This window comes from Pseudoxanthomonas spadix BD-a59 (assembly GCF_000233915.3).
In the GTDB taxonomy this organism is placed as follows: domain Bacteria; phylum Pseudomonadota; class Gammaproteobacteria; order Xanthomonadales; family Xanthomonadaceae; genus Pseudoxanthomonas_A; species Pseudoxanthomonas_A spadix.
In genome coordinates, this window is sequence record NC_016147.2 from 1,990,807 (window position 1) to 2,012,643 (window position 21,837).

Genomic DNA, 21,837 nt, shown 5'->3' on the forward strand with positions numbered 1-21,837 from the left:
GCCGTGTCGTCGCGCGTGCAGCGCGGGCGCGTTCGCCGGCGGGCTGGCTGCAAGCAGCGCCGCGCCGCCGGGCCGCCGACACCCGGAGCGACAGCGAGGGGCAAAGGCGGAAGGCAAGACAAAAGGGTTCGGCACTCTGCCGCCCGCAAAGCCAGTCTGCACATGGGGGTGGCGCGGCACGGAGCGGCTTCGCCGCCGTGCCGCGTGGGGCGCGAGGGTCGCGCCAATGCAGGCATGTCCGCGTGCTTCGCACGACCGGACACGCCATAGCTTGCAGGGAGCGCAGCCATGACCGACCGCCGCGACGACGATTTTCGGGTGCGCCCCAGCGGCCCGAAGAACCGGGGCAAGGGCCAGGGACAGAGCTTCGTTTCCAAGGTGCTCAAGCAGGCGGGCAAGGCCAGCGGCGGCAAGTCGTCGGTGCGCCAATCCGCAGGCGGTGGCGGCGGCGCACGCGCAGGCCAGCGGCCCGGCTCACGCTTGGGGCGCGGCCACACGGCGGCGCGCTTCGCCGGGGCGAAGCTGACACCCATGTCGCGGCGCGTGACCATCAAGACCCTGCTGGTCAATCAGCGCAACGCCAGCCCGCAATCGCTCGCCAAGCACCTGCGCTACATCGAGCGCGACGGCGCCGGCCGTGATGGCGAGCCGGGCCGGGCCTACGGGCCACAGGCGGATGAGGCCGACCTTGACGCTTTCAAGGAGAGGGCCGCCGACGACCGGCATCATTTCCGCTTCATCGTCTCACCGGAAGACGGCGCCGAGCTGGACGACCTGCGCACCTATACCCGGCATCTGGTGAACCGGATGGAAGCCGACCTGGGGACGCGACTGGATTGGGTGGCGGTCGATCACTGGAACACCGACAACCCGCATACGCACCTCATCGTGCGCGGACGTGACGACACTGGCAAAGACCTCATCATCGCGGGCGACTACATCGCCCACGGCTTTCGCCATCGCGCCGCCGAACTGGCGACGGAATGGCTAGGGCCACGCACCGAACTGGAGATCCAGCAGACCTTGCAGCGCGAGGTGGAGCAAGAGCGGTGGACGAGCCTCGACCGCACCCTGCAACGAGAGGCCGGCGAGGCTGGCCGGGTGCAGATCGAACGCTTCAACGAACCCCGGCTGCAACGCCAGCGCCTGCTGCTGATCGGTCGCCTACAACGCTTGCAGCGTCTGGGCCTGGCTGACGAGATGCAGCCGGGCACCTGGGCCGTCCATACCGACGCGGAGAAGACCTTGCGTGCCCTGGGCGAGCGTGGCGACATCATCCGCACCATGCAGCGGGCCATGAGCGGCCAGCCGCGCGAGCTGGCGGTGTTCGAGCCGGGCGACGATGGCCGCACCGTCATCGGCCGCGTCGCTGCCAAGGGGTTGGCCGACGAACTGCACGACCGCGGCTATCTGGTCATCGACGGCGTGGACGGCAAGGCCCACTACGTCGCGCTGAACGCCCGCGACGAACCGGCGAACTATCCCACCGGCGCGGTGGTGGAGGTGCGCGGTTCCGCCGAGGTGCGGGCCGCCGACAAGAACATCGCCGCGCTGGCGAGCGATGGCCTGTACCGCACCGATCATCACCTGGCGATCGAGCAAGGCCGGGCCAAGCCCGGACGCGATCCGCAGGAAGTTATCGCGGCACATGTCCGCCGGCTGGAAGCCTTGCGCCGGGCGGGCATCGTGGAGCGCGTGGCCGAAGGGCTATGGAGGGTGCCGGACGACCTGGCCGAGCGTGGCCGCCAGTACGACGAGCAGCGGCTGGGCGGCGTGGCGGTGGAACTGAAATCGCACCTGCCGATCGAGCGGCAGGCCCGCGTAATCGGCGCGACCTGGCTCGACCAGCAATTGATCGGCGGTGGCCGAGGGCTGGGCGACCTGGGCTTTGGTGGCGAGGTCAAGAACACCCTGCAACAGCGCGCCGACTTCCTCACCGAACAGGGGTTGGCCGAACGGCGCGGGCAGCGCGTGATCCTCGCCCGCAATCTGTTGGGCACGCTGCGCAATCGGGAGTTGGCGCGGGCCGCGAAGGACATCGCCGGCGAAACTGGCCTGGAGCATCGGCCAGTGGCCGATGGGCAGCGCGTGGCCGGCATCTACCGGCGCTCGGTCATGCTCGCCAGTGGGCGCTATGCGATGCTCGATGACGGCATGGGATTCAGCCTAGTGCCGTGGCGGCCAGTGATCGAACAACGGCTGGGGCAGCAGATCGCCGCGACGGTGCGCGGCGGCGGGGTGTCGTGGGAGGTAGGGCGCGCCCGAGGGCTGTCAGTCGGCTGACGCCTGGCTCAGCCACGGCCTTGTACCAAGCTCCCCCACGATCCAGTCTGTGAACGCCCGCGTCTTGGCTGGCACCAATCGCGCGGATGGATGCACCAGGTAGACCGTCTCGTTGTTCTCCACGGGATGGTCGGGAAGTACCGGCACCAGCCGGCCGCTGCACAGTTCCGGGCCGGCCAGCCAGTCGGACACCATTGCGATGCCTGCACCGGAAACGGCTGCTTGTACGAGGCTTTGCGCATCGTCCGTGACCAGCGGGCCTGCGATCCGAATCGCCGTTGCCTTGTCGCCGTCGTGCAGGTGCCAAAGAGGATGGGAGGCCAAGCGCGAGAACCCCAGGCAGGCGTGTTGCGCAAGATCGGCTGGCCGGACAGGCGTGCCGTGCGCTTGCAGATAGGCGGGCGACGCACAAAGCAAGCGCCGCGATGGCGCGAGCCTGCGTGCCACCAGCCTGCTGTCGGCCAATGTTCCGATGCGGACAGCCACATCGAAGGACTCCGCCACCAGATCGACATAACGATCCTCGAAGGCCGCTTCCACGAGCAGATCGGGATAAGTTGCCAAGAAGGCGGGAAGGATCGGGGCAACCCACATCCGGCCGAAGGTCGCAGGCAAGGCGATGCGCAGCGTGCCGCGCACGCCGGTCGCCGCTGCTGCGGTGTCCTGCTCGATCTCCTGCAAGGCTTGCAAGGCCCCGCGCATGCGCTGATGGAAGGCTTCGCCCGCTTCGGTCAATGCCAGCCTTCGCGTGGTGCGCTCCATGAGGCGCACGCCCAGGCGCCTTTCCAATGCCGTGACGCGCCGCGAGAGGATGGAGCCATCACGCCCCAGCGCCTGCCCGGCAGAGTTGAATCCGCCATGCTCGATGGCGGCCAAAAAAGCTGTGATTTGCTCGAACTCAGTGCCGTTCATATCTGCATTATTTGCAGTAGTCATATGTATTTAGGCCATATTATCATCTTCCGGTGAATTAATTAACCTGTAGGGCAATCGTCAAGCCCTCGGCTCTATGCGCATCCGGCGTGGACGGAGGGCGCATTGGAGTTGTAATGGAAAAGACACGTTCAGCGGTCGCCGTGAAAGACCGATACAAGATACTGGCGGCGATCTGCGTCTCCGCGATCATCATCCCTCTGGTTTTCACTGGCCCGGCCATATCCACGCCGGCGGTCGGGCGCGACTTAGGCGCAATACTGTTCAGATACGCAACACCGGCGTAGGCTGATGCCGCTGGTGAAGCAGTTCGCCGCGATGGCGCACATGGAAGTTGCTCATCTTGCGTTTGACGCCACGCGGGTTGAAGCGCCCGCGACTGCTGACACGCACGCCTGCGCTGATCAGATGCGCGACGTCCGCCCTCGCCGGGAGGGTCTTGCGGGTTCTCGCCATTGTCCATGTCCACCGAAGCTTCGATGGACATGGATTGTCAATGATCTCTTTCTATCTGAACAGTATTGGACTTAGGCGGAGACCAATCCAGCTTGAGCTGGATCGTCAACGCCTACGCCATAGCGTTCGGTGGTTGCGTCATGGCCGCAGGTGCCATCGGTGACCAGATCGGCCGCAAGCGTTGCTTCGTGGCAGGACTCTGGATATTCATCGCCACGTCGCTGCTGATCGGCCTGACCCCCAGCCTACTGTTGCTCAACCTGCTGCGCGCCGCCGAAGGTGTCGGCGGCGCTTTGGTGCTGACCTCGGCCACGTCGCTGCTGGCACAGGAGTTCGAGGGAGCGGAACGCACTCGGGCTTTCAGCTTCCTGGGGACCGCGTTTGGCGTCGGTCTTGCATTCGGACCAATGGCGTCAGGATTCCTGATCGAGCACTGGGGCTGGCGTTCGCTTTACTTCGCCATCGCGCTGATCGCTGTTTTGATCCTGCTGCTAGGTACGCCAAGAATCAGGGAGTCTCGTGACCCCAATGCCCAAGGCATCGACTGGCCAGGCACCATGCTGTTCACGGCCGCCCTTGTGTCTCTGACGTTCGGTATCGTGCGCGGGCCGCAAGACGGCTGGGCTAGCCTGCGCGTGCTGTCGCTGCTGAGTTGCACTGTTCTCCTGTTCGGCGCCTTCGCCACCGTGGAACTACGTCGTCCGCGACCCATGTTGGAACTCGCCCTGTTCCGTTATCCGCGCTTCATCGGCGTGCAGTTGCTGCCGGTGGCGACCGGGTTTAGCTTCATCGCCCTGATCGTCTATGTGCCGATCTGGTTCATGGTCATCCAGGGACGCGATGCGTTCACGGCCGGTCTTGCAATCCTTCCGTTGACCGCGCCGATGCTGGTAGTGAACCGCCCCGAGTTCCGTGGAGGCTGTTTGGTTTAAGTCAGGCATCCGTCATGGCTGCCTGACTGGCGAGTTGCCGGTAGTAGTTTGCCTCGGCCTCGGCCGGCGGGATATAGCCGATAGGTTCGAGCAGTCGGTGGTGGTTGAACCAGGCTACCCATTCCAGCGTGGCAAGCTCCACCGCCTCCTTGGTTTTCCAAGGTGCTCGGCGGTGGATCAGCTCGGCTTTGTAGAGGCCGTTGATGGTCTCCGCGAGCGCGTTGTCGTAGCTGTCGCCTTTGCTGCCCACCGACGGTTCGATGCCGGCTTCGGCCAGACGCTCGCTGTAGCGAATGGAGACATATTGCGACCCGCGGTCGCTATGGTGAATCAGGCTGCTGTCACGCTCAGGCTGACATGCGTAGAGCGCCTGCTCCAACGCGTCGAGCACGAATTCCGTGTGCATCGAACGGCTGATACGCCAGCCCACGATGCGCCTGGCAAACACATCAATGACGAAGGCCACATAGAGCCAGCCCTGCCAGGTTGAGACGTAGGTGAAATCCGAGACCCAGAGCTGGTTCGGTCGCTCGGCACGGAACTGCCGATTGACCCGGTCCAGTGGGCACGGCGCCTTGCCATCGCTGACCGTCGTGCGCACCACCTTGCCGCGCCTCACACCGCGCAAGCCTTGTCGCCGCATCAAGCGCTCGACCGTGCACCGCGCTACAGCCATCCCCTCGCGTGCCAGCTGCCGCCAGACCTTGTCAGCACCGTAGACCTGCATGTTGCCTCTCCAGACACGTTCGATCTCCGGCACCAGCATCGCGTCGCGCTTGGCTCGGGCACAGCGTCGTTGCGGGTCGTGCTGAAGCGCCACATGACGTCGATATCCCGACGGGGCGACCTGCAGGACCTTGCAGATCGGCTCGACCCCGAAGGTGCGTCGATGTTCGTCGATGAAGTCCCTTAGGACTTGAGTCGGCGGTCGAGCTCCGCCTGGGCAAAAAACGCGCTGGCCAGCTTCAGGATCTCGTTGGCCCGACGCAGCTCCTTGACCTCACGCTCGAGCTCTTTCACGCGCTGCGCTTCGGCGGTGGTCACGCCGCCGCGAACACCGGTGTCGACCTCGTGCCGCTGGACCCAGCCCAGCAACGTCTGCGGCACACAGCCGATCTTCGGCGCTATTGACTCCACCGCGGCCCACAGCGATGGATACTCTCCGCGGTGCTCCTGCACCATGCGCACCGCACGCTCACGGACTTCGGGGGAAAACTTGGTGGACTTGTTCATGGCTCCATTCTCTCAAGAGTTAGAGCCTCCTCAAATCCCGGGGTGGTTCAGTAGTGCCGCTGCTGGCCGGGCGAGTAGCCCAGCACATCTCACCCGGCTTGCTGTCGGGCATCGGCTTCCTCATCTCCGCACTTGGCGCCTGGCTGTTGATGGGCCTGTCTGCTGACGGGAGCTTGTGGGCGATGGCGATCCCCATGCTGCTGATTGGCATCGGCAATGGTCTCCCGTGGGGCTTGATGGATGCCTTGTCGGTCAGCGTTGTTCCCAAGGAGCGCGCAGGAATGGCGGCCGGCATCTTCACCACTATGCGCGTAGCAGGAGAAGCCATCGCCATTGCCGTAATTGGTGCCGTGTTGGTTGGCTTGACGGCCGCGAATCTGCGCGCAGCGGCAAAGACCGCTTCGCTGTCGCTCCCGCAGAGCGCCACGGCGATCGCCAGCCAGATCGGAGCCAGCGCCGAGCACAGTTCGTCCGTCGACCCCATCAGCACGATAGACGGGGCGGTTATTGAACTTGCCCATCACGCCTACACCTCGGCTTTTCACGGCATCTTTGCTGTCCTGGCCGTGCTCTCAGTCCTAACCGCCGTGGTCTGCATTCTGACGCTGCGACGGTCAGCCGATCAGTAAGGCACATCTTTGAAATCTTGAGGCAAGTCAATGAGCGAAACAACAATCAGTGGAAGCCGAGCGATATGGAGCTTCGCCATCTGCGCTGCTTCCTAGCTGTCGCTGAAGAACTGCACTTCGCCCGCGCAGCAGAGAAGCTGCACATAGAGCAGTCGCCCTTGTCGCGCGCCATCAAGGAACTGGAAGAAGAACTGGGCGTGGTGCTGTTCGCGCGCACCACGCGCAGCACTCGGCTGACCCGTGCGGGCAAGCTATTCTTTGAGCATGTGCCGCGTGTCTTCTCTGCCTTGCAGCAAGCGCGCGACAGCGTGAAGGCGGCCGCCAACGGTTTCCACAGCCAATTGCGCATTGCACTATCCGACGGTATGACGCCCTCGCGTCTGCCGGCCTTGTTGGCACTGTGTCGGCAGGAAGAACCCGAGGTTGAAATCCGCTTCTTCGAGGTGCCGCTGTCGCAACAGATCAAAGGGCTGCACGGCGACCTGTACGACGTGGGCTTTGCGCGCGCTGATGAGGTCGGTGATGGCCTCGTTGCCGAGCCGGTATGGAGTGATCCGCTGATGGTGGCCGTGCCGGCACGGCATCCCCTGCTGGCCCACAAGCGCATCCCCTTGGAAGAACTGCTGCGCTATCCCCTGGTGCTGTGCGATCCGCAGGCGTGCGAGGGCCATGCCCGGCAAGTGGATCGTGTGCTGCGCCGTGTGGACATGGAACCGCTGGTGGCCGAACGGGTGGCGTCCTGCGACCTGATGATGGCGCTGGTGTCCGCAGGCATCGCCCTGGGGCTGACGGGCTGCGCGCACATCTTGGCCAGCCAGGAACCTGGCGTAGTGGCACGGCCACTGACAGGCCGTTCACCGCTGCTGACGACCTACTTGCTGCGTCCGGGAGGCGAGCCTTCGGAAATGCTCGCCCGCTTCATCGACCGTGTGCAGGCCATCGAATCACCCGAAGGTAGCAGGCCCACGCCGGGTCTTGATGCCGACTCCCTGGAGGAACCCGCATGATGAGAAACTCCATTCCGTTCCTGCTGGCCGTGGCATTAACCGCTTGCGGCCAATCGGAAACGCCAAAGCAGGCCGAGGTGCCGACCGTGGAGGAACTGGCCGCCGATCCGGCACTGCTGAAGGAGCTGCGCCAGCAGTGCAAGACTGATCGCGCCAGGCTTGGCGACGTGCTGTGCAATCGAGTCGCCGAGGCTACGCGCAAGCGGTTCTACGGCGATGGCAACACCCCGTACACGCCCCCGAAGGAGCCGCCCAAGTTCTGATCGCGGTCGATTCAACAACATATTCCGTTTTCTCGCCATACACGCCGCAATTCGCCTTCGCTTGCGGCGTTTTTCTTTGGCTCGACGCTGCACGAATTCTTCCTTTTTTCTAGACCTTTCTCCCGATAGCGGTCTTTGACCGGCACCGACTCGGCACCGATCCTCGCGCTATGCGGCACGTCCTTGTGCTGCGTGTGAACGAGGAATCAGCGCAGAGGAAATCGGAGGCCAGTCAATGCAAGCTCAGGGTGTGCTATTCGGGCAGATCGCGGTTGTTTTCAGCATCGTGATCGCCGGTGTGTGGAGTGCAACGCAATGGACAGCCGCCGCTCTGGCCTACCAACTACGCCTTGGCTCGCCCTGGTTCGACTTCTTCGGTACGCCGGTCTATCACCCCTGGCGGCTGTTCGAGTGGTGGTTCTTCTTCGATGCCTACGCGCCGCACGTCTTCGACATAGGCGGCGCCATTGCGGGCGGCAGCGGCCTGGTCGCCGTAGTGGTCGCCATCGCCATGTCGGTGTGGCGCTCGCGGCAATCGCGCCTGGTCACGACCTATGGCTCGGCACGTTGGGCCAATACCGCCGACATTCGCAAGGCCGGGCTGATGCAGTCTGCCGGCGTCTTTCTCGGCCTGCATGACGGACAGTACCTGCGCCATGAAGGCCCGGAACACGTCCTGACGTTCGCGCCCACGCGCTCGGGCAAAGGCGTGGGCCTGGTGGTGCCGACCTTGCTGTCATGGCCTGCATCGGCAGTGATCCACGACATCAAGGGCGAGAACTGGCAGATCACCGCCGGCTGGCGCTCACGCTTCTCGCATTGCCTGCTGTTCAACCCCACCGATGCGAAGTCGGCGGCCTACAACCCGCTGCTGGAAGTGCGGCGCGGCGCGCATGAAGTGCGCGACGTGCAGAACATCGCGGACATTCTCGTTGACCCCGAAGGTGCGTTGGAGAAGCGCAATCACTGGGAGAAGACCAGCCATGCGCTGCTGGTCGGCGCCATCCTGCATGTGCTCTATGCGGGCGAAGACAAGACGCTGCGCGGCGTCGCCAACTTCCTCTCCGATCCGGCGTGCCCGTTCGAGCTGACGCTGCACCGGATGATGACGACGAAGCACCTGGGCGATGCACCGCGCCCGGTTGTCGCGTCCGCCGCGCGTGAAGTGCTCAACAAGTCGGACAACGAGCGGTCGGGCGTGCTCTCCACCGCGATGAGCTTCTTGGGCTTGTACCGCGACCCCACGGTGGCCGAGGTCACATCACGCTGCGACTGGCGCATCGCCGATCTGATTGCGTCCGAGCATCCCGTTTCGCTGTACCTGGTGGTGCCACCTTCGGACATCAGCCGCACCAAGCCGTTGATCCGGCTCATCTTGAACCAGATCGGGCGACGCCTCACCGAATCGCTCGATGGTAGCGACGGCATCGAGCGCCGCCACAAGCTGTTGCTGATGCTCGATGAGTTCCCGGCGCTGGGTCGGCTGGACTTCTTCGAGACGGCGCTTGCCTTCATGGCCGGCTATGGCATCCGCAGTTTCCTCATCGCGCAGTCGCTCAATCAGATCGACAAAGCTTACGGCCAGAACCATTCGATTCTGGACAACTGCCATGTCCGAGTGACGTTCGCCACCAACGACGAACGCACGGCCAAACGCATTTCGGAAACGCTGGGCACCGCGACCGAACTGCGCGCGCAGCGCAACTACGCCGGCCACCGACTCGCGCCGTGGCTCGGGCATCTCATGGTGTCGCGGCAGGAAACCGCCCGGCCGCTGCTCACCCCTGGCGAGGTGATGCAGCTTCCGCCCGATCAATCGGTGGTGATGGTCTCCAGCGTCGCGCCGATCAAGGCGAAGAAGCTGCGCTACTACGTCGACGCCAATTTCAAGCAGCGCGTGCTGCCGCCGCCCACGCTGGCGGCTGGGCAGTACGCCGACGTGCCACCGGCCCGCGCCGACGACTGGATCGGCCTGGCAATCCCCGCCGTGCCCGCCGCATCAGCCACGGCATCCGCCGATGACCTGGGCGGCACCGACGACGGCGGCCCGCGCATCCAACCCGAACTCTCCGAATCCGTCGCGTACGACCCCGAGCTGGATGCGCCCGATGACCTCGCGCTGCTCGATGACGACGACGACCTGCCGCTGCTGCTTCCCGGCCAGCTCGATCCGGCCATGCAGCGCACGGCCCGGCTGGCCTCTCTCGACCCTAACGACGGAATCGACCTATGAGCCAATACCGCCTCAACCTGTTCATCCAGCACGAGCACGCCAAGCGTCTGGAAGAACTCGCCGCCAAGAAAGGCGTGTCCAAGTCGTCCATCGTCGCGGCAGCGCTGGCGTCCTGGCTGTCGCCGGACGCGGGCGACCAGCGCGAGGCCGCCATCGCCAAGCGACTGGATCGCCTGTCGCGGCAGGCCGAACGACTGGAGCGCGACCAGAACATCCAGATCGAAACGCTGGCGCTGTTCATCCGCTACTTCCTGACCGTCAGCACGCCGGTGCCTGAGGCGCATCAGGACGCGGCCCGAGCCCAGGGCAAGGCGCGTTTCGAGCAGTTCATCGAACAGCTCGGCAGGCACCTGCTGCGCGGCCGGAGCCTGGTGCGCGACGTCGTGGAAGAACTGCACCCCGACCCGATGCGAATGGACGACGCGGCGGCGCTGGCCGAAGCCCATGAACGTGCTGCGGAGCGTGCCTCATGAGCGCCGTTCCGCAGATCCCGCCCGAACCACGCTCGTCGGCCAGCACTTCACAGGATCGCCGCATCCAGATGCTGCGCACGGCAATGGGGCCGCTGATCGCCGCCGCGCTCGAAGACCCGGACGTGGTGGAAATCATGCTCAACCCTGATCGCACCCTGTGGGTGGATCGGCTGTCGTCGGGCCGCGCACCGCTGGGCGTCGAGCTGCCCGAAGCCGACGGCGAACGCATCATCCGGCTTGTTGCCGCGCACGTCGGCGCGGAAGTCCATCGCGGCCAACCGCTCTTGACCGCCGAATTGCCCGAGACGGGCGAGCGTTTCGAGGGCATCTTGCCGCCGGCCGCGCCGGGGCCAGCCTTCGCGCTGCGCAAGCGGGCCGTGAGCATCATCGGCCTGGATCGCTATGTGGCCGACGGCATTCTGACTGCCGGTCAGGCGGACTTCCTGCGCCGCGCCGTGCGCGAGCGGCAGAACATCCTGATCGCCGGCGGCACCAGTACCGGCAAGACCACGCTCGCCAATGCCTTGCTCGCGGAAATCGCTGCCACGGGCGATCGCGTGCTGGTGCTCGAAGACACCATCGAGCTGCAATGCGCCGCCCGCGACCATGTGCCGCTGCGCACGCGCGCAGGCGTCGTGTCGATGCAGGAGCTGGTGCGCGCCACGATGCGCCTGCGCCCTGATCGCGTGATCGTGGGCGAGGTGCGCGGCGGCGAGGCGCTGGATCTCATCAAGGTGTGGGGCACCGGCCACCCCGGTGGCATCGCCACGATTCACGCCGGTTCCGCCTTGGGCGCGCTGCTGCGCCTGGAGCAACTGATTCTTGAAGTGGCGGTGAATCCGCCGCGCGCGTTGATCGCCGAGGCCATCAACGTCGTCATCCACATCGCCGGGCGTGGCCGCAAGCGCCACGTCGAAAGCATCGCCCGCGTCGTCGGTTTCGACGGCGTGGGCTATCGCCTGGCGGATGCACTGGAAACGCCGTTTCCCGAGCTGCCGCCAGTTCCTTCCCCGTCCCCTGAACCCTCTGGAGAACTGCCATGACGCAGATGCACATTCATGCTTTCCGCATTTCCGTAAATCCGGCTTCGGCCGTCGCACGCCTGCGGCGCCTGACCGCGCCGGCGCAGCACGGCCTGATGCTGGCCGCCGTCATGCTGATGACGGCTGGCACCGCGCAGGCCGCCGGTTCCTCGATGCCCTGGGAAGGGCCGCTGACCTCCATCCTCGAATCCATCCAGGGGCCGGTGGCGCGCATCGTCGCGGTCATCATCATCATTTCCACCGGCCTGGCGCTGGCCTTCGGCGATACCAGTGGCGGCTTCCGCAAGCTGATCCAGATCGTGTTCGGCCTGTCCATCGCGTTCGCCGCGTCCTCGTTCTTTCTGTCGTTCTTCTCGTTCTCCGGCGGGGCGGTTGTATGAGCGCCGCCAACGAAGGAGTGCCCGGCTTCGCGTCCGGCTTCGAGATCCCACTGCATCGTTCGCTGACCGAGCCGATCCTGATGGGCGGTGCGCCGCGCACCGTGGCGATCGCCAACGGCACGCTGGCCGCGGCCGTCGGGCTGGGCCTGCAATTGTGGATTCCCGGTGCGGTGCTCTGGATCTTTGGCCATTCGCTGGCGGTGTGGGGGGCGCGCGTCGATCCGCAGTTTATGCAGGTCTTCGCCCGGCACATCAAGCACAAGCCGCTGCTGGACGTGTAGGGGGGCGCCGCCATGCTGAACCTTACCGAATACCGCCAGCGCCCCGCGCTGCTGGCCGACTGGCTGCCCTGGGCCGGTTTGATCGCGCCGGGCGTGGTTCTGAACAAGGACGGCTCGTTCCAGCGCACGGCGCGCTTTCGCGGGCCTGATCTGGACAGCGCCACGCAGGGCGAACTGATCGCCACATCGGCGCGGCTCAACAACGCGCTGCGCCGCCTGGGTTCGGGCTGGGCCTTGTTCATTGAGGCCGAGCGCCGGCCGGCGGCGGACTACCCACACTCCGACTTTCCCGAACCGCTGTCCTGGCTCGTGGACGAGGAACGCCGCGCCGCCTTCGAGGAATCGGGGCATCACTTCGAGAGCGGTTATCACCTGACGCTGGCGTACCTCCCGCCGGAGGAATCCCGCGCCCGCGCGGCCAAGCTGCTCTATGAGAACGCGCCCGGGGACGGCGTGGACTGGCGCGGCCGGCTCGATGCCTTCGTGGCGGAAACCGATCGCGTGTTCGACCTGCTCGATGGCGTGATGCCGGAAATCGCCTGGCTCGATGACGCCGAGACGCTGACCTACCTGCACGCCTCGGTTTCGACGCGGCGCTACCGCGTGGGCGTACCCGAAGTGCCGTTCCACATCGACGCGCTGCTGGCCGACTCCGCGCTGGTCGGCGGCCTTGCGCCGACGCTGGGCGACCAGCACCTGCGCGTGGTGTCGGTGCGGGGCTTTCCGACCTCAACCTGGCCGGGCCTGCTGGACGACCTCAACCGCCTGGGCTTTGGCTATCGTTGGAGCACGCGCTTTCTCTGCCTGGACAAAGCCGAAGCGGAAAAAGAGCTGGGCCGCCTGCGCCGCCAATGGTTCGCCAAGCGCAAGAACGTCATCGCGCTGCTGCGCGAGACGATCTTTCAGCAGGAATCGCCCCTGGTGGATACCGACGCCAGCAACAAGGCGGCCGACGCGGATGCCGCGATGCAGGAGCTGGGTGGCGATCAGGTGGCCTTCGGTCACTTCACTGCCACCGTGACGGTGCTCGATGCCGATCCAGCCGCGGCCGACGAAAAGCTGCGCATGGTGGAGCGCGTCATCCAGGGCCGGGGTTTCGTGACCATCCCCGAAACGCTGAACGCCGTGGATGCGTGGCTGTCGTCCATCCCCGGCAATGCCTACGCGAATGTCCGCCAGCCCATTGTCTCGACGCTGAACCTGGCGCACATGATGCCGCTGTCCGCCGTATGGGCCGGGCCGGAAAAGAACGACCACCTGGACGGCCCACCGCTGATCGTCACCCGCACCGATGGCGCCACGCCGTTTCGCCTGGTGACGCACATCGGCGACGTGGGGCACACGCTGGTCGCTGGCCCGACCGGCATGGGCAAGTCGGTGTTGCTTGCCATTCTGGTGCAGCAATTCCGCCGCTATCGCGGCTCGCGCGTGTACGCCTTCGATATGGGCCGCTCGATGCGCGCCACCATCCTGGGCCTGGGCGGCGAGCACTACGACTTGGGTGCCGATGGCGGCATTGCCTTCCAGCCGCTCGCGCGCATCGACCGGGAAAGCTATCGCTCCTGGGCAGGGGAATGGGTGGAAGGCCGCCTGTTGCACGAAGGCGTGACGGTCGGCCCGGACGAGAAGGCGGTCATCTGGTCGGCGCTGGGCAGCTTGGCCGGGGCGCCTGTTGAGCAACGCACGCTCACCGGGCTTTCCGTGCTGCTGCAATCGAACGCGCTACGGCAGGCACTCGCGCCCTATGTGCTCGGTGGCGCGCACGGCAAGCTGCTTGACGCGGACACCGATCGTCTCGGCTTCGGTGACGTGCAGGGCTTCGAGATGGAAGAGCTGATGCACAGCCCCGCCGCTGTGCAAGCCGTGCTGCGCTACCTATTCGCTCGCTTCGATGAGCGTTTCGACGGTGCGCCCACGCTGCTGATTTTGGATGAGGCGTGGCTGTTCCTCGATGAGCCGTCTTTCGCCGCGCGCATTCGCCAATGGTTGAAGACGCTGCGCAAGAAAAACGTGTCGGTGATCTTCGCCACGCAGTCGCTCGCTGACATCAAGGATTCGAGCATCGCGCCCGCGATCATCGAAAGCTGCGCCAGCCGCATCTTCCTGCCGAACCCGCAGGCCGCCGAGCCGCAGATCCGCACGATCTACGAGGGCTTCGGCCTCAACAGCCGGCAAATCGAGATTGTCGCCACCGCCCAGCCCAAGCGCGACTACTACTACCAATCGCGCCTCGGCAATCGCCTGTTCGACCTCGACCTAGGGCCGGCCGCGCTCGCGTTCGCGGGCGCATCCACTCCGCAAGACCAGCGCGACATTGACCGCGTGCTGGCGCAGGCCGGCGCTCCCGGCTTCGCCGGTGCGTGGCTTCGCCATCGCGGCCTCGACTGGGCCGCCGACCTGCTGCCGTCCTCACCGGCGGCTTCTTTCCTCGCTTCTCAACCGCTGGAGGTTTCTCCATGAAGACCCCTGCTCTTTCCGTATCCCTGGCCGCCGTGCTGTCGGTGACGCTGCTGACCGCGCAGCCCGCATCGGCGCTCACGTTCATCGACCCCGCCAACCTTGTGCAGAACACGCTGACAGCAATCCGCACGATGGAGCAGATCAACAACCAGATCAATCAACTGCAAAACGAGGCGCAGATGTTGATAAACCAGGCCCGCAATCTGGCGAGCCTCGATTTCAACGTCGTCAACCGCCTGCGCTCCACGCTCGCCACCACCGAACGCCTGATCGCCGAGGCGCAGGGGCTGGCCTACGACGTGCAAAGCATGGATGCCACGTTTGCCCGTCTGTACCCGGAGCAGTATGCCGCGACCATCAGCGGCGACCGCATGGCGCAAGACGCCCGCGAACGCTGGAAGAACACGCTCAATGGGTTGCATACCGCAATGCGGATGCAGGCGCAGGTGCCGCAGAACCTGGCACAAGACGAAAGCGCGCTGGCCGACCTCGTGAGCCAGAGCCAGTCGGCCACGGGCGCCTTGCAGGCGCAGCAGGCGACCAATCAGCTTCTTGCCTTGCAGGCCAAGCAGTCCATCCAATCCCAGCAGCTCCAGATCACGCAAGACCGCGCCGCGTCGCTGGAACTGGCGCGGCAGGCGGCGGCCACCGAGCGCGCCCGCGAAGTGCGCCGGCGCTTCCTGGGCACCGGCACGCCATACACGCCGCAGTCCATCAATTTCTACAACAACTGACGGAGGCGGCCATGCGATGCGCTCCCGTCTTGTCGGTTTCGCTGTTAGCCCTGCTGCTGACCGCTTGCGGCCAGCAGTCGGCCGAGAGCCTGGCCGATGCCTTGACCGCCGATCCCGTGCGGCTCAAGGCGTTGCGTGCGCAGTGCGCGGCCGACCGGCGGGCCGTGGGCGAAGACGACTGCCGCGCCGCCGCCGACGCCTTCCGGCGGCGCTTCTTCTCCGGCCATGCTGGGCCGGACGAATACCGGACGCTGGCCGAGCTGCCGCCGATTCCGGCGAGTTTCGATGAACCCATGGGAGAGGACACGCCATGAACGACGTGACCATCATCGACCGCTTCCTCGATACGTTCTCGCGCTACATCGACTCGGGGTTCGGGCTGCTCCAAGGCGAAGTGGCGTTTCTGACGGCCACGCTCATCGTCATTGACATGACCATCGCGGGCCTGTATTGGGCCATGAGCCACGCCACCGGCCAAGGCGAGGACGTGATCGCCAAGCTGCTGCGCAAGGTGCTCTACGTCGGTGCCTTCGCCTACATCATCGGCAACTTCAACTGGCTGGCCGGCATCGTCTTCCGCTCGTTCGCCGGGCTGGGCCTGACGGCCACCGGCTCGACCATGACGATGGAGAACTTTCTTCAGCCGGGCCGGCTGGCGAAGACGGGCATCGACGCGGGCGCGCCGATTCTAGAGCAGATCGGCGAGATGGCGGGATTCCCCGAAGTCTTCGTGAACATCGACCCCATCGTGGTGATGTTCCTCGCCTGGCTCACCGTCATCCTGTGTTTCTTCGTGCTGGCGATCCAGCTTTTCATCACGCTAATCGAGTTCAAGCTGACCACGCTGGCGGGCTTCGTGCTGGTGCCGTTCGCGCTTTGGAACAAGACCTCGTTTCTCGCCGAAAAAGTGCTCGGCAACGTGGTGTCGGCGGGCATCAAGGTCTTGGTGCTGGCCGTCATCGTCGGCATTGGCTCGGGCCTGTTCGCGGAGTTCCAGGTTCATCCCGACGAGCCTTCCATCGACCACGCCCTTGTCGTGATGCTGGCCTCGCTCGCGCTGCTGGCGCTGGGCATCTTCGGGCCAGGCATCGCCACAGGTCTCGTGTCCGGTGCGCCGCAGCTCGGCGCGGGCGCTATGGCGGGTGCCGCGGTCGGCGCCGCTGGCACGGCCGTTGCCATTGGTGCTGCCGCAACCGGCGTGGGCGGTGCCATGATCGCCGGCGCACGCATGGCGCCTGCGGCAGCCAAACTGGCCGGCGCCGGTGCGCGTGCCGCCACGTCGGCGGCCGGTAGCGCACGCTCGGCGTTCCAGGCCGGGTCCGCCGCTGCGGGCGGCGGCGCCAAGGGGGCGGTGGCCGGCTTGGGCAATGTCGCCAAGACCGGCGCGCAGGCTGCCGGGCGCAGCGCCGCATCCGGGGCTTCCGGCGCCGCGCAGAAGATCACGGGCTCTTTCCGTGCTGGATGGAACGGCACAGATGCCGGTGGCGGCGCTGCGTCCGGTGCGGCTGGCGCCGGCCAAGCGGCTGCAGGCGAAGCCGCATCCGGCGCCGCCAGCGCGCAGAAGCAGGAGCAGCCCGCCTGGGCCAAGCGGATGCACCGCCGCCAGCAGATCACCCATGCCGCGACCACTGCCGCGCACACGCTGCGCGGCGGCGACGGTGGCGGCTCCGGGCAAGGCCCGAGCCTGCGCGGCTCCGACGACTAAAGCGATTCACAAGGAGAACTGACCATGCGATTCAAACGACCGCAGGTGCGCTATGCCGATACGCCGCAGCCTGCCACTCCGTATCAAGCCGCCGCCCAGGTGTGGGACGAGCGCATAGGCTCATCGCGCGTCCAGGCGAAGAACTGGCGGCTGATGGCCTTCGGCTGCCTCACGCTCGCGCTGCTGATGGCCGGCGGTTTGGTGTGGCGCTCGGCGCAGTCCATCGTGACCCCCTACGTCATCGAAGTCGATCAATCCGGCCAGGTGCGTACCGTGGGCGAGGCCGCCACGCCGTACCGGCCTGCCGATGCGCAGATCGCGTATCACTTGGCGCGCTTCGTGACGCTGGTGCGCTCGCTGTCCATCGACCCCATCGTCGTGCGGCAGAACTGGCTCGATGCCTATGACTACACCACCGACAAGGGCGCGGCCGTGCTCAACGACTACGCGAGCAAGAACGATCCGTTCGCCCGCGTCGGCCGCGAGTCGGTGACGGTGCAGATCACCAGCGTCACGCGCGCGAGCGATGCCTCGTTCAACGTCCGCTGGACGGAGCAGCGGTTCGTCAATGGCGCACCCGCCGGTACCGAACGCTGGAATGCCGTGCTTTCCATCGTCCTGCAAACCCCACGTACCGAACAGCGCCTGCGCAAGAACCCGCTGGGTATCTATGTCAACGGCCTGTCGTGGAGCCGCGAACTGGATTCTTCCGAAGGAGCCAAACCATGAACGTGCCTTTCCGCTTTTACGCTTTCGTGCTGATGTTCTCGACCACCACGTCGTCATTGCTGGGCTGCGCCTCTCAGGGCAAGCCGCCGCCGACCATCTCGCTCGATGAGCCGGTGCAGGCGCAGCCGCTGCCCGAGCCGCCCAAGCCGGTCGAGGTCGTCGCCGTGCCCGAGCCGCTGGCGCTGCCGGCGCAGTTGAAGCCGCTGCCGAAGCTGGACGAGGCGGCGCCCGCGCCGGAGCCGGTCGACGAGAAGCTGCGCGTCTCGCGCGCCAATGCAGAAGCGCGCATCGCGCCGACCCGCGAGGGCTACGTCAACGCGATTCAGGTGTGGCCGTACAGCGACGGCGCGTTGTATCAGGTCTATGCCGCGCCGGGGCGCGTCACCGTGATTTCGCTCCAGCCCGGCGAAGAACTGGTGACGGTCGCTGCCGGCGACACCGTGCGCTGGATCGTCGGCGACACGTCCAGCGGCAGCGGCGAGGCGCTGCGCGTCAACGTGCTGGTCAAGCCCACCCGCTCGGGCCTGAAGACCAATCTGGTCATCACCACCAGCCGCAGGACCTACCTGCTGGAACTGACCTCGACGGAAAAGGCATGGATGGCGTCGGTGTCATGGGACTACCCGAAAGACCGGATGCTGGCCTTGCAGCGCCATTCGCAGGCCGCACAGACAGCCGCACCGGTCGATACCGGCTTGGCGTTGGAGAAGATCCGCTTTCGCTACGCGATCAGCGGCAGCAATCCGCCGTGGAAGCCGCAGCGGGCCTTCGATGATGGCGAGAAGGTCTATATCCAGTTCCCGCCGGGTATCGCCCAAGGCGAACTGCCGCCGCTGTTCGTCATCGGTGCGCAGGGTGACGGTCAGCTCGTCAATTACCGTTTCCGTTCGCCGTACTACATCGTGGATCGCCTCTTTGGCGCGGCCGAACTGCGCCTGGGCGGCGATGGCGGCGACGTGGTGCGGATCGAGCGCACTGACGGCGTGGCGCGGAGGAAATGACCATGAGCCAGGACGACACTTCCAACCTCGCTGCGCCGCAGGCGGCGGGCAAGATCGCGCCCGAGGCGGTGGCGCTACGCGCCCAGCCGCGTCCGGTCACGCGCCTGAACCGGCGCACGCTGGCCATCCTCACCGGCGGCCTGTCGGTCGCCGTGCTCGGCGCGCTGATGTGGTCGCTGCAACCGCAGCGGCGCGGAGCCAACGAGCAGACCGAGCTTTATAACGTCGATCGCGTCTCTAAGTCCGAAGGACTGGACGCGCTGCCGGCGGACTACTCCAAGATGCCGCCGGCTTTGCCGCCCAAGGTGCCCGAGCTGGGGCCGCCGCTGCCGGGCGATCTTGGCCCAGCCATCGTCAAGTCGCAGCAGCCGGTGACGGCCGCCTATGCGGCCCCCGGCCACGACCCGAACGACGCGCTGCGCAAGGAAGCCGAAGCGGCCGCGGCATCATCGGTGTTCTTCCGCTCGGGCACGCAGAAGGCCGCGCCGGTAGCGCAGTCGCAGGCTACCGCCGCGCCGGGCTTCGCCGCCAATGCGGCGTTCGACCCGATGGCTGCCGGGCCAGCCTCCACGGCGGCCCAGCCTGCCGACCCGACGGCCATACAGAACAGGCAAGACCAGAAGGAGGCGTTCCAGAAAGCCGGAACTGCGGAAACCCGCAATTCCGGCAATCTGACCCTTCCGGCTTCGCCGTATCAGGTCATGGCCGGGGCGGTCATCGCCGGGGCGCTGGTGACGGGCATCAAGTCGGACTTGCCGGGCGACGTGATCGCCACGGTGACCGAACCGGTCTATGACACGGCCACCGGGCGCTTCCTGCTGATTCCGCAGGGTTCGCGCATCCTGGGCAAGTACAACAGCCAGGTGAGCTATGGGCAGAGCCGCGTGCAGGTGGTGTGGAACCGGATCATCCTGCCCGACACATCTTCGTTCACGCTCGACAACCTGGTCGGAGCCGACCCGGCTGGCTACGCCGGGCTGGAAGACGACGTGGACTACCACTGGGGCCGCATCTTCGCCGGCGCGGCGTTGACCACGCTGCTGGGCGTGGGAGCCGAGCTGGCCGCGCCCGAGAACCGCCAGGACGGCGACCGCATCATCATTGCCGGGCGCGACAGCGCGCAGGACAGCATCAATCAGGTCGGCCAGGAGATGACCCGGCGCAACATGAACATCCAGCCGACGCTGACCGAGCGGCCGGGCCTGCCGGTTCGCATCATCGCCAACCGCGACTTGGTGCTGCGTCCCTACCAGCCGTTGTTCTTCAACAAGGGGATTTCACGATGACGACGCGCAAGCTGCGGCTCGGGCCGCTACCGAAAACGGAATCCACGAAGCTGACCTTTGCCTGCCCGGCCAGCCTGAAAGCCGACCTCGACCGCTACGCCGCAGTACACGCGCAGGCGTATGGCGAGGCGGTCGATGCCATGACACTGATCCCGCACATGCTTGAGGCGTTTATGGCGGGGGATCGGGGGTTCAGGAAAGACTCGACCCCTGCTATCCCGAAGCCGCCGCTGCGGAACTCACCCCCGTAGTTCAAGCGCGTGTCGCTGCCGAGTATCGACGGGCGTCTTCACGTAGCTGATTCCCGGATTTCCAAGAACTGCCACCAGCAACCGGCACACCATCGCCTGCATTTGCAGTGTGGTGTTGCCCGGATCTGCCGCGGGCTGGTTGCCACCGTAGATCGAAAAGCCCAGCGGCCCATCGAAGAACAAGGCTTCATGAACGGTGTCGTTTCGGACGACGGATAGCGACGAGGGAGTCGCCTTGTCGCTCTTGGCCCAATCGGGTACGGGCATATCGAATTTCTCGCACATCCACTGGACGCGCCCCGCATGTGGCACAGAAGGCTTTTGTGCCTCCTTGACTACGACGAGCTTGAAGCAGGCGTCCAGCGCCATGTAAAGGTATTGGAACTGCTCGAAGGGAAGGCTATGCGGATACTGCGCCAGGAACAAGGCATGGATGACAGCCGCAACCCGCGTGGGCGCACGTGAATCGCCGCCTTCCGAGTCCAGGTAGTCCAGCGCTAACTCGATGACGTCAGCCACAGTGCAGCGAACCAGGGCGAAATCAACAAGCATCCCAGATTTAATGGGCGTCGCATCGAGAAAGCCCGCCTCCGTTGTCGTCAGCCGCATGCCGAAAAAGAAAGACAAACACCACACCACGAAATCGAGCTCTTCTCGGCTCCTGCCTTCATGCAGCGTCAGGACATGTGTCTTGGGCAGGCTGAAGACCCGGGCGCTGTACGGCATCGAGCGAACGTCTCCGCTCATGAAATCCCGCTGCTGCTGCGCACCCGGATAGATCCAGTCCTTGAGGGAATTGGGGTCCCCGGTAACGGTGGCCACGCTACTTTCGTGATCAGGGAGCGTCTGGACGGAGAAGCGGCCGGTCGCGATGTCGCAGGGCTTGGGGTAGTAGCCGAACTCCATGGCAATCCCATTGAGCGGCGCTTTGAGTGGTTGCTCCATCACAGTACAGGTGGCCTCATGAACTTTGTTTCGTGAATTATCTAAAACGACCATGCTCTGACCGAACAATTCATGGGCAATTTTTGTGAGCCAAGTTGGATGGCGCCCTCCCCGCTTCGCCCCAGCGAGTTGTTCCGATTGCTGACGATAGTCACCATAGATCCATACGAACACAGTGCCTTAGGAACCTTCGATGCCCGCTCACGTTCATTGCACCGATGCAGTCGATACCGCCTTGCCGCCGAAAGCATCCATTCCTCATCCGGGTACGGATGGGTACGAAGACCTTCCGCAGTTTTCGGCCAAACTTCCCCTCCCCTTCCGCCGCACCATTCGCCGCCAAGATTTGCACCAGATCGTCCCTTTGGCGGACACGACGATCTATGGAATGGAGCAGCGTGGCGAGTTTCCACGCCGATTCAATCTGACCTCGCGCTGCGTTGTCTGGGATCTGGAGGAAGTCGAAGCTTGGATTGAAGCTCGCAAGCAGTCCTCTCGATCCGGTGCCATCACCAGGTCCAACGGACCTGATGTCAGGCTACGTAAGCGCCGACCCGTGCACGATGTAGCTTCAACGTAG

Annotated in this window: 23 protein-coding genes and 1 other annotated feature; of the genes, 19 read left to right on the forward strand and 4 right to left on the reverse strand. The window is 65.4% G+C overall.

Going from position 1 to position 21,837, the window contains the following annotated elements; translation table 11 throughout:
• Positions 1-288 precede the first annotated feature (288 nt).
• Positions 289-2,283 (forward strand): relaxase/mobilization nuclease and DUF3363 domain-containing protein, encoded by a 1,995-nt coding sequence (locus DSC_RS08965; RefSeq protein WP_014160844.1) that lies wholly within the window; start codon positions 289-291, stop codon positions 2,281-2,283.
• Here the strand turns inward: DSC_RS08965 and DSC_RS08970 are convergent.
• Together DSC_RS08970 and DSC_RS16640 are read right to left on the reverse strand one after the other, a co-directional pair.
• The gene (locus DSC_RS08970) at positions 2,272-3,195 is read right to left on the reverse strand and encodes a LysR family transcriptional regulator (protein ID WP_014160845.1); all 924 of its coding nucleotides are present in this window, start codon (positions 3,193-3,195) and stop codon (positions 2,272-2,274) included. The two genes, DSC_RS08965 and DSC_RS08970, sit on opposite strands and share 12 nt — an antisense overlap.
• A 285-nt stretch (positions 3,196-3,480) precedes the next feature.
• Positions 3,481-3,672 (reverse strand): hypothetical protein, encoded by a 192-nt coding sequence (locus tag DSC_RS16640; RefSeq protein WP_043290504.1) that lies wholly within the window; start codon positions 3,670-3,672, stop codon positions 3,481-3,483.
• A gap of 65 nt (positions 3,673-3,737) precedes the next feature.
• Between DSC_RS16640 and DSC_RS08980 the strand changes: the two genes are divergently transcribed.
• Complete coding sequence (locus DSC_RS08980; RefSeq protein WP_014160846.1) at positions 3,738-4,604, forward strand: MFS transporter; 867 nt, start codon at positions 3,738-3,740, stop codon at positions 4,602-4,604.
• Position 4,605: 1 nt separating this feature from the next.
• Here the strand turns inward: DSC_RS08980 and DSC_RS16110 are convergent.
• A protein-coding gene (locus tag DSC_RS16110) for an IS3 family transposase (RefSeq protein WP_148268114.1) occupies positions 4,606-5,837 on the reverse strand; the annotation gives its coding sequence in 2 pieces (ribosomal slippage) (positions 4,606-5,549 and positions 5,549-5,837; 1,233 coding nt in all).
• Positions 5,443-5,559: a sequence feature (AL1L pseudoknot), on the reverse strand. It overlaps the preceding gene by 117 nt.
• A 53-nt stretch (positions 5,838-5,890) precedes the next feature.
• Here DSC_RS16110 and DSC_RS08995 point away from each other — a divergent pair.
• The 16 genes from DSC_RS08995 (at position 5,891) to DSC_RS09070 (ending at position 20,312) form a co-directional block, all read left to right on the forward strand.
• Entirely contained in the window at positions 5,891-6,466 is a 576-nt protein-coding gene (locus DSC_RS08995) for an MFS transporter (RefSeq protein WP_238527633.1), read from the forward strand.
• Positions 6,467-6,531: 65 nt separating this feature from the next.
• Positions 6,532-7,473: a LysR family transcriptional regulator gene (locus tag DSC_RS09000; protein WP_014160850.1), complete on the forward strand. Its 942-nt coding sequence runs from the start codon at positions 6,532-6,534 to the stop codon at positions 7,471-7,473.
• Positions 7,473-7,736: an EexN family lipoprotein gene (locus DSC_RS09005; RefSeq protein WP_014160851.1), complete on the forward strand. Its 264-nt coding sequence runs from the start codon at positions 7,473-7,475 to the stop codon at positions 7,734-7,736. The genes DSC_RS09000 and DSC_RS09005 overlap by 1 nt, the downstream gene beginning before the upstream one ends.
• 235 nt (positions 7,737-7,971) lie before the next feature.
• The gene (locus DSC_RS09010; protein ID WP_014160852.1) at positions 7,972-9,969 is read left to right on the forward strand and encodes a conjugal transfer protein TraG; all 1,998 of its coding nucleotides are present in this window, start codon (positions 7,972-7,974) and stop codon (positions 9,967-9,969) included.
• Positions 9,966-10,442 (forward strand): CopG family transcriptional regulator, encoded by a 477-nt coding sequence (locus DSC_RS09015; RefSeq protein WP_014160853.1) that lies wholly within the window; start codon positions 9,966-9,968, stop codon positions 10,440-10,442. The genes DSC_RS09010 and DSC_RS09015 overlap by 4 nt, the downstream gene beginning before the upstream one ends.
• A 68-nt stretch (positions 10,443-10,510) precedes the next feature.
• Complete coding sequence (gene trbB / locus DSC_RS09020) at positions 10,511-11,485, forward strand: P-type conjugative transfer ATPase TrbB (RefSeq protein WP_425476619.1); 975 nt, start codon at positions 10,511-10,513, stop codon at positions 11,483-11,485.
• Positions 11,482-11,865, forward strand: coding sequence for a TrbC/VirB2 family type IV secretion system protein (locus DSC_RS09025; protein ID WP_014160855.1), 384 nt, complete (start codon positions 11,482-11,484; stop codon positions 11,863-11,865). The genes trbB and DSC_RS09025 overlap by 4 nt, the downstream gene beginning before the upstream one ends.
• The gene (locus tag DSC_RS09030) at positions 11,862-12,146 is read left to right on the forward strand and encodes a VirB3 family type IV secretion system protein (RefSeq protein WP_014160856.1); all 285 of its coding nucleotides are present in this window, start codon (positions 11,862-11,864) and stop codon (positions 12,144-12,146) included. Before DSC_RS09025 ends, DSC_RS09030 begins: the two co-directional genes overlap by 4 nt.
• Before the next feature lie 12 nt (positions 12,147-12,158).
• The gene (trbE, locus tag DSC_RS09035) at positions 12,159-14,606 is read left to right on the forward strand and encodes a conjugal transfer protein TrbE (protein WP_014160857.1); all 2,448 of its coding nucleotides are present in this window, start codon (positions 12,159-12,161) and stop codon (positions 14,604-14,606) included.
• Positions 14,603-15,340, forward strand: coding sequence for a P-type conjugative transfer protein TrbJ (trbJ, locus tag DSC_RS09040; protein ID WP_014160858.1), 738 nt, complete (start codon positions 14,603-14,605; stop codon positions 15,338-15,340). The genes trbE and trbJ overlap by 4 nt, the downstream gene beginning before the upstream one ends.
• Before the next feature lie 11 nt (positions 15,341-15,351).
• The gene (locus tag DSC_RS09045; protein ID WP_043290505.1) at positions 15,352-15,654 is read left to right on the forward strand and encodes a hypothetical protein; all 303 of its coding nucleotides are present in this window, start codon (positions 15,352-15,354) and stop codon (positions 15,652-15,654) included.
• On the forward strand, positions 15,651-17,045 hold the full coding sequence (gene trbL / locus DSC_RS09050) for a P-type conjugative transfer protein TrbL (RefSeq protein ID WP_014160860.1): 1,395 nt from the start codon (positions 15,651-15,653) through the stop codon (positions 17,043-17,045). The genes DSC_RS09045 and trbL overlap by 4 nt, the downstream gene beginning before the upstream one ends.
• 24 nt (positions 17,046-17,069) lie before the next feature.
• On the forward strand, positions 17,070-17,774 hold the full coding sequence (gene trbF, locus DSC_RS09055; protein WP_014160861.1) for a conjugal transfer protein TrbF: 705 nt from the start codon (positions 17,070-17,072) through the stop codon (positions 17,772-17,774).
• Positions 17,771-18,775, forward strand: a complete 1,005-nt coding sequence (trbG, locus tag DSC_RS09060; protein ID WP_014160862.1) for a P-type conjugative transfer protein TrbG — start codon at positions 17,771-17,773, stop codon at positions 18,773-18,775. The genes trbF and trbG overlap by 4 nt, the downstream gene beginning before the upstream one ends.
• A gap of 2 nt (positions 18,776-18,777) precedes the next feature.
• On the forward strand, positions 18,778-20,061 hold the full coding sequence (locus DSC_RS09065; RefSeq protein ID WP_014160863.1) for a TraB/TrbI/VirB10 family type IV secretion system protein: 1,284 nt from the start codon (positions 18,778-18,780) through the stop codon (positions 20,059-20,061).
• Positions 20,058-20,312: a DUF2274 domain-containing protein gene (locus DSC_RS09070; protein WP_014160864.1), complete on the forward strand. Its 255-nt coding sequence runs from the start codon at positions 20,058-20,060 to the stop codon at positions 20,310-20,312. Before DSC_RS09065 ends, DSC_RS09070 begins: the two co-directional genes overlap by 4 nt.
• Here DSC_RS09070 and DSC_RS09075 read toward each other — a convergent pair.
• Positions 20,301-21,257, reverse strand: a complete 957-nt coding sequence (locus DSC_RS09075; protein WP_014160865.1) for a hypothetical protein — start codon at positions 21,255-21,257, stop codon at positions 20,301-20,303. The genes DSC_RS09070 and DSC_RS09075 overlap by 12 nt on opposite strands.
• A 193-nt stretch (positions 21,258-21,450) precedes the next feature.
• On the opposite strand from DSC_RS09075, the gene DSC_RS16115 reads away from it, so the two are divergent.
• Entirely contained in the window at positions 21,451-21,837 is a 387-nt protein-coding gene (locus tag DSC_RS16115; protein ID WP_014160866.1) for a helix-turn-helix transcriptional regulator, read from the forward strand.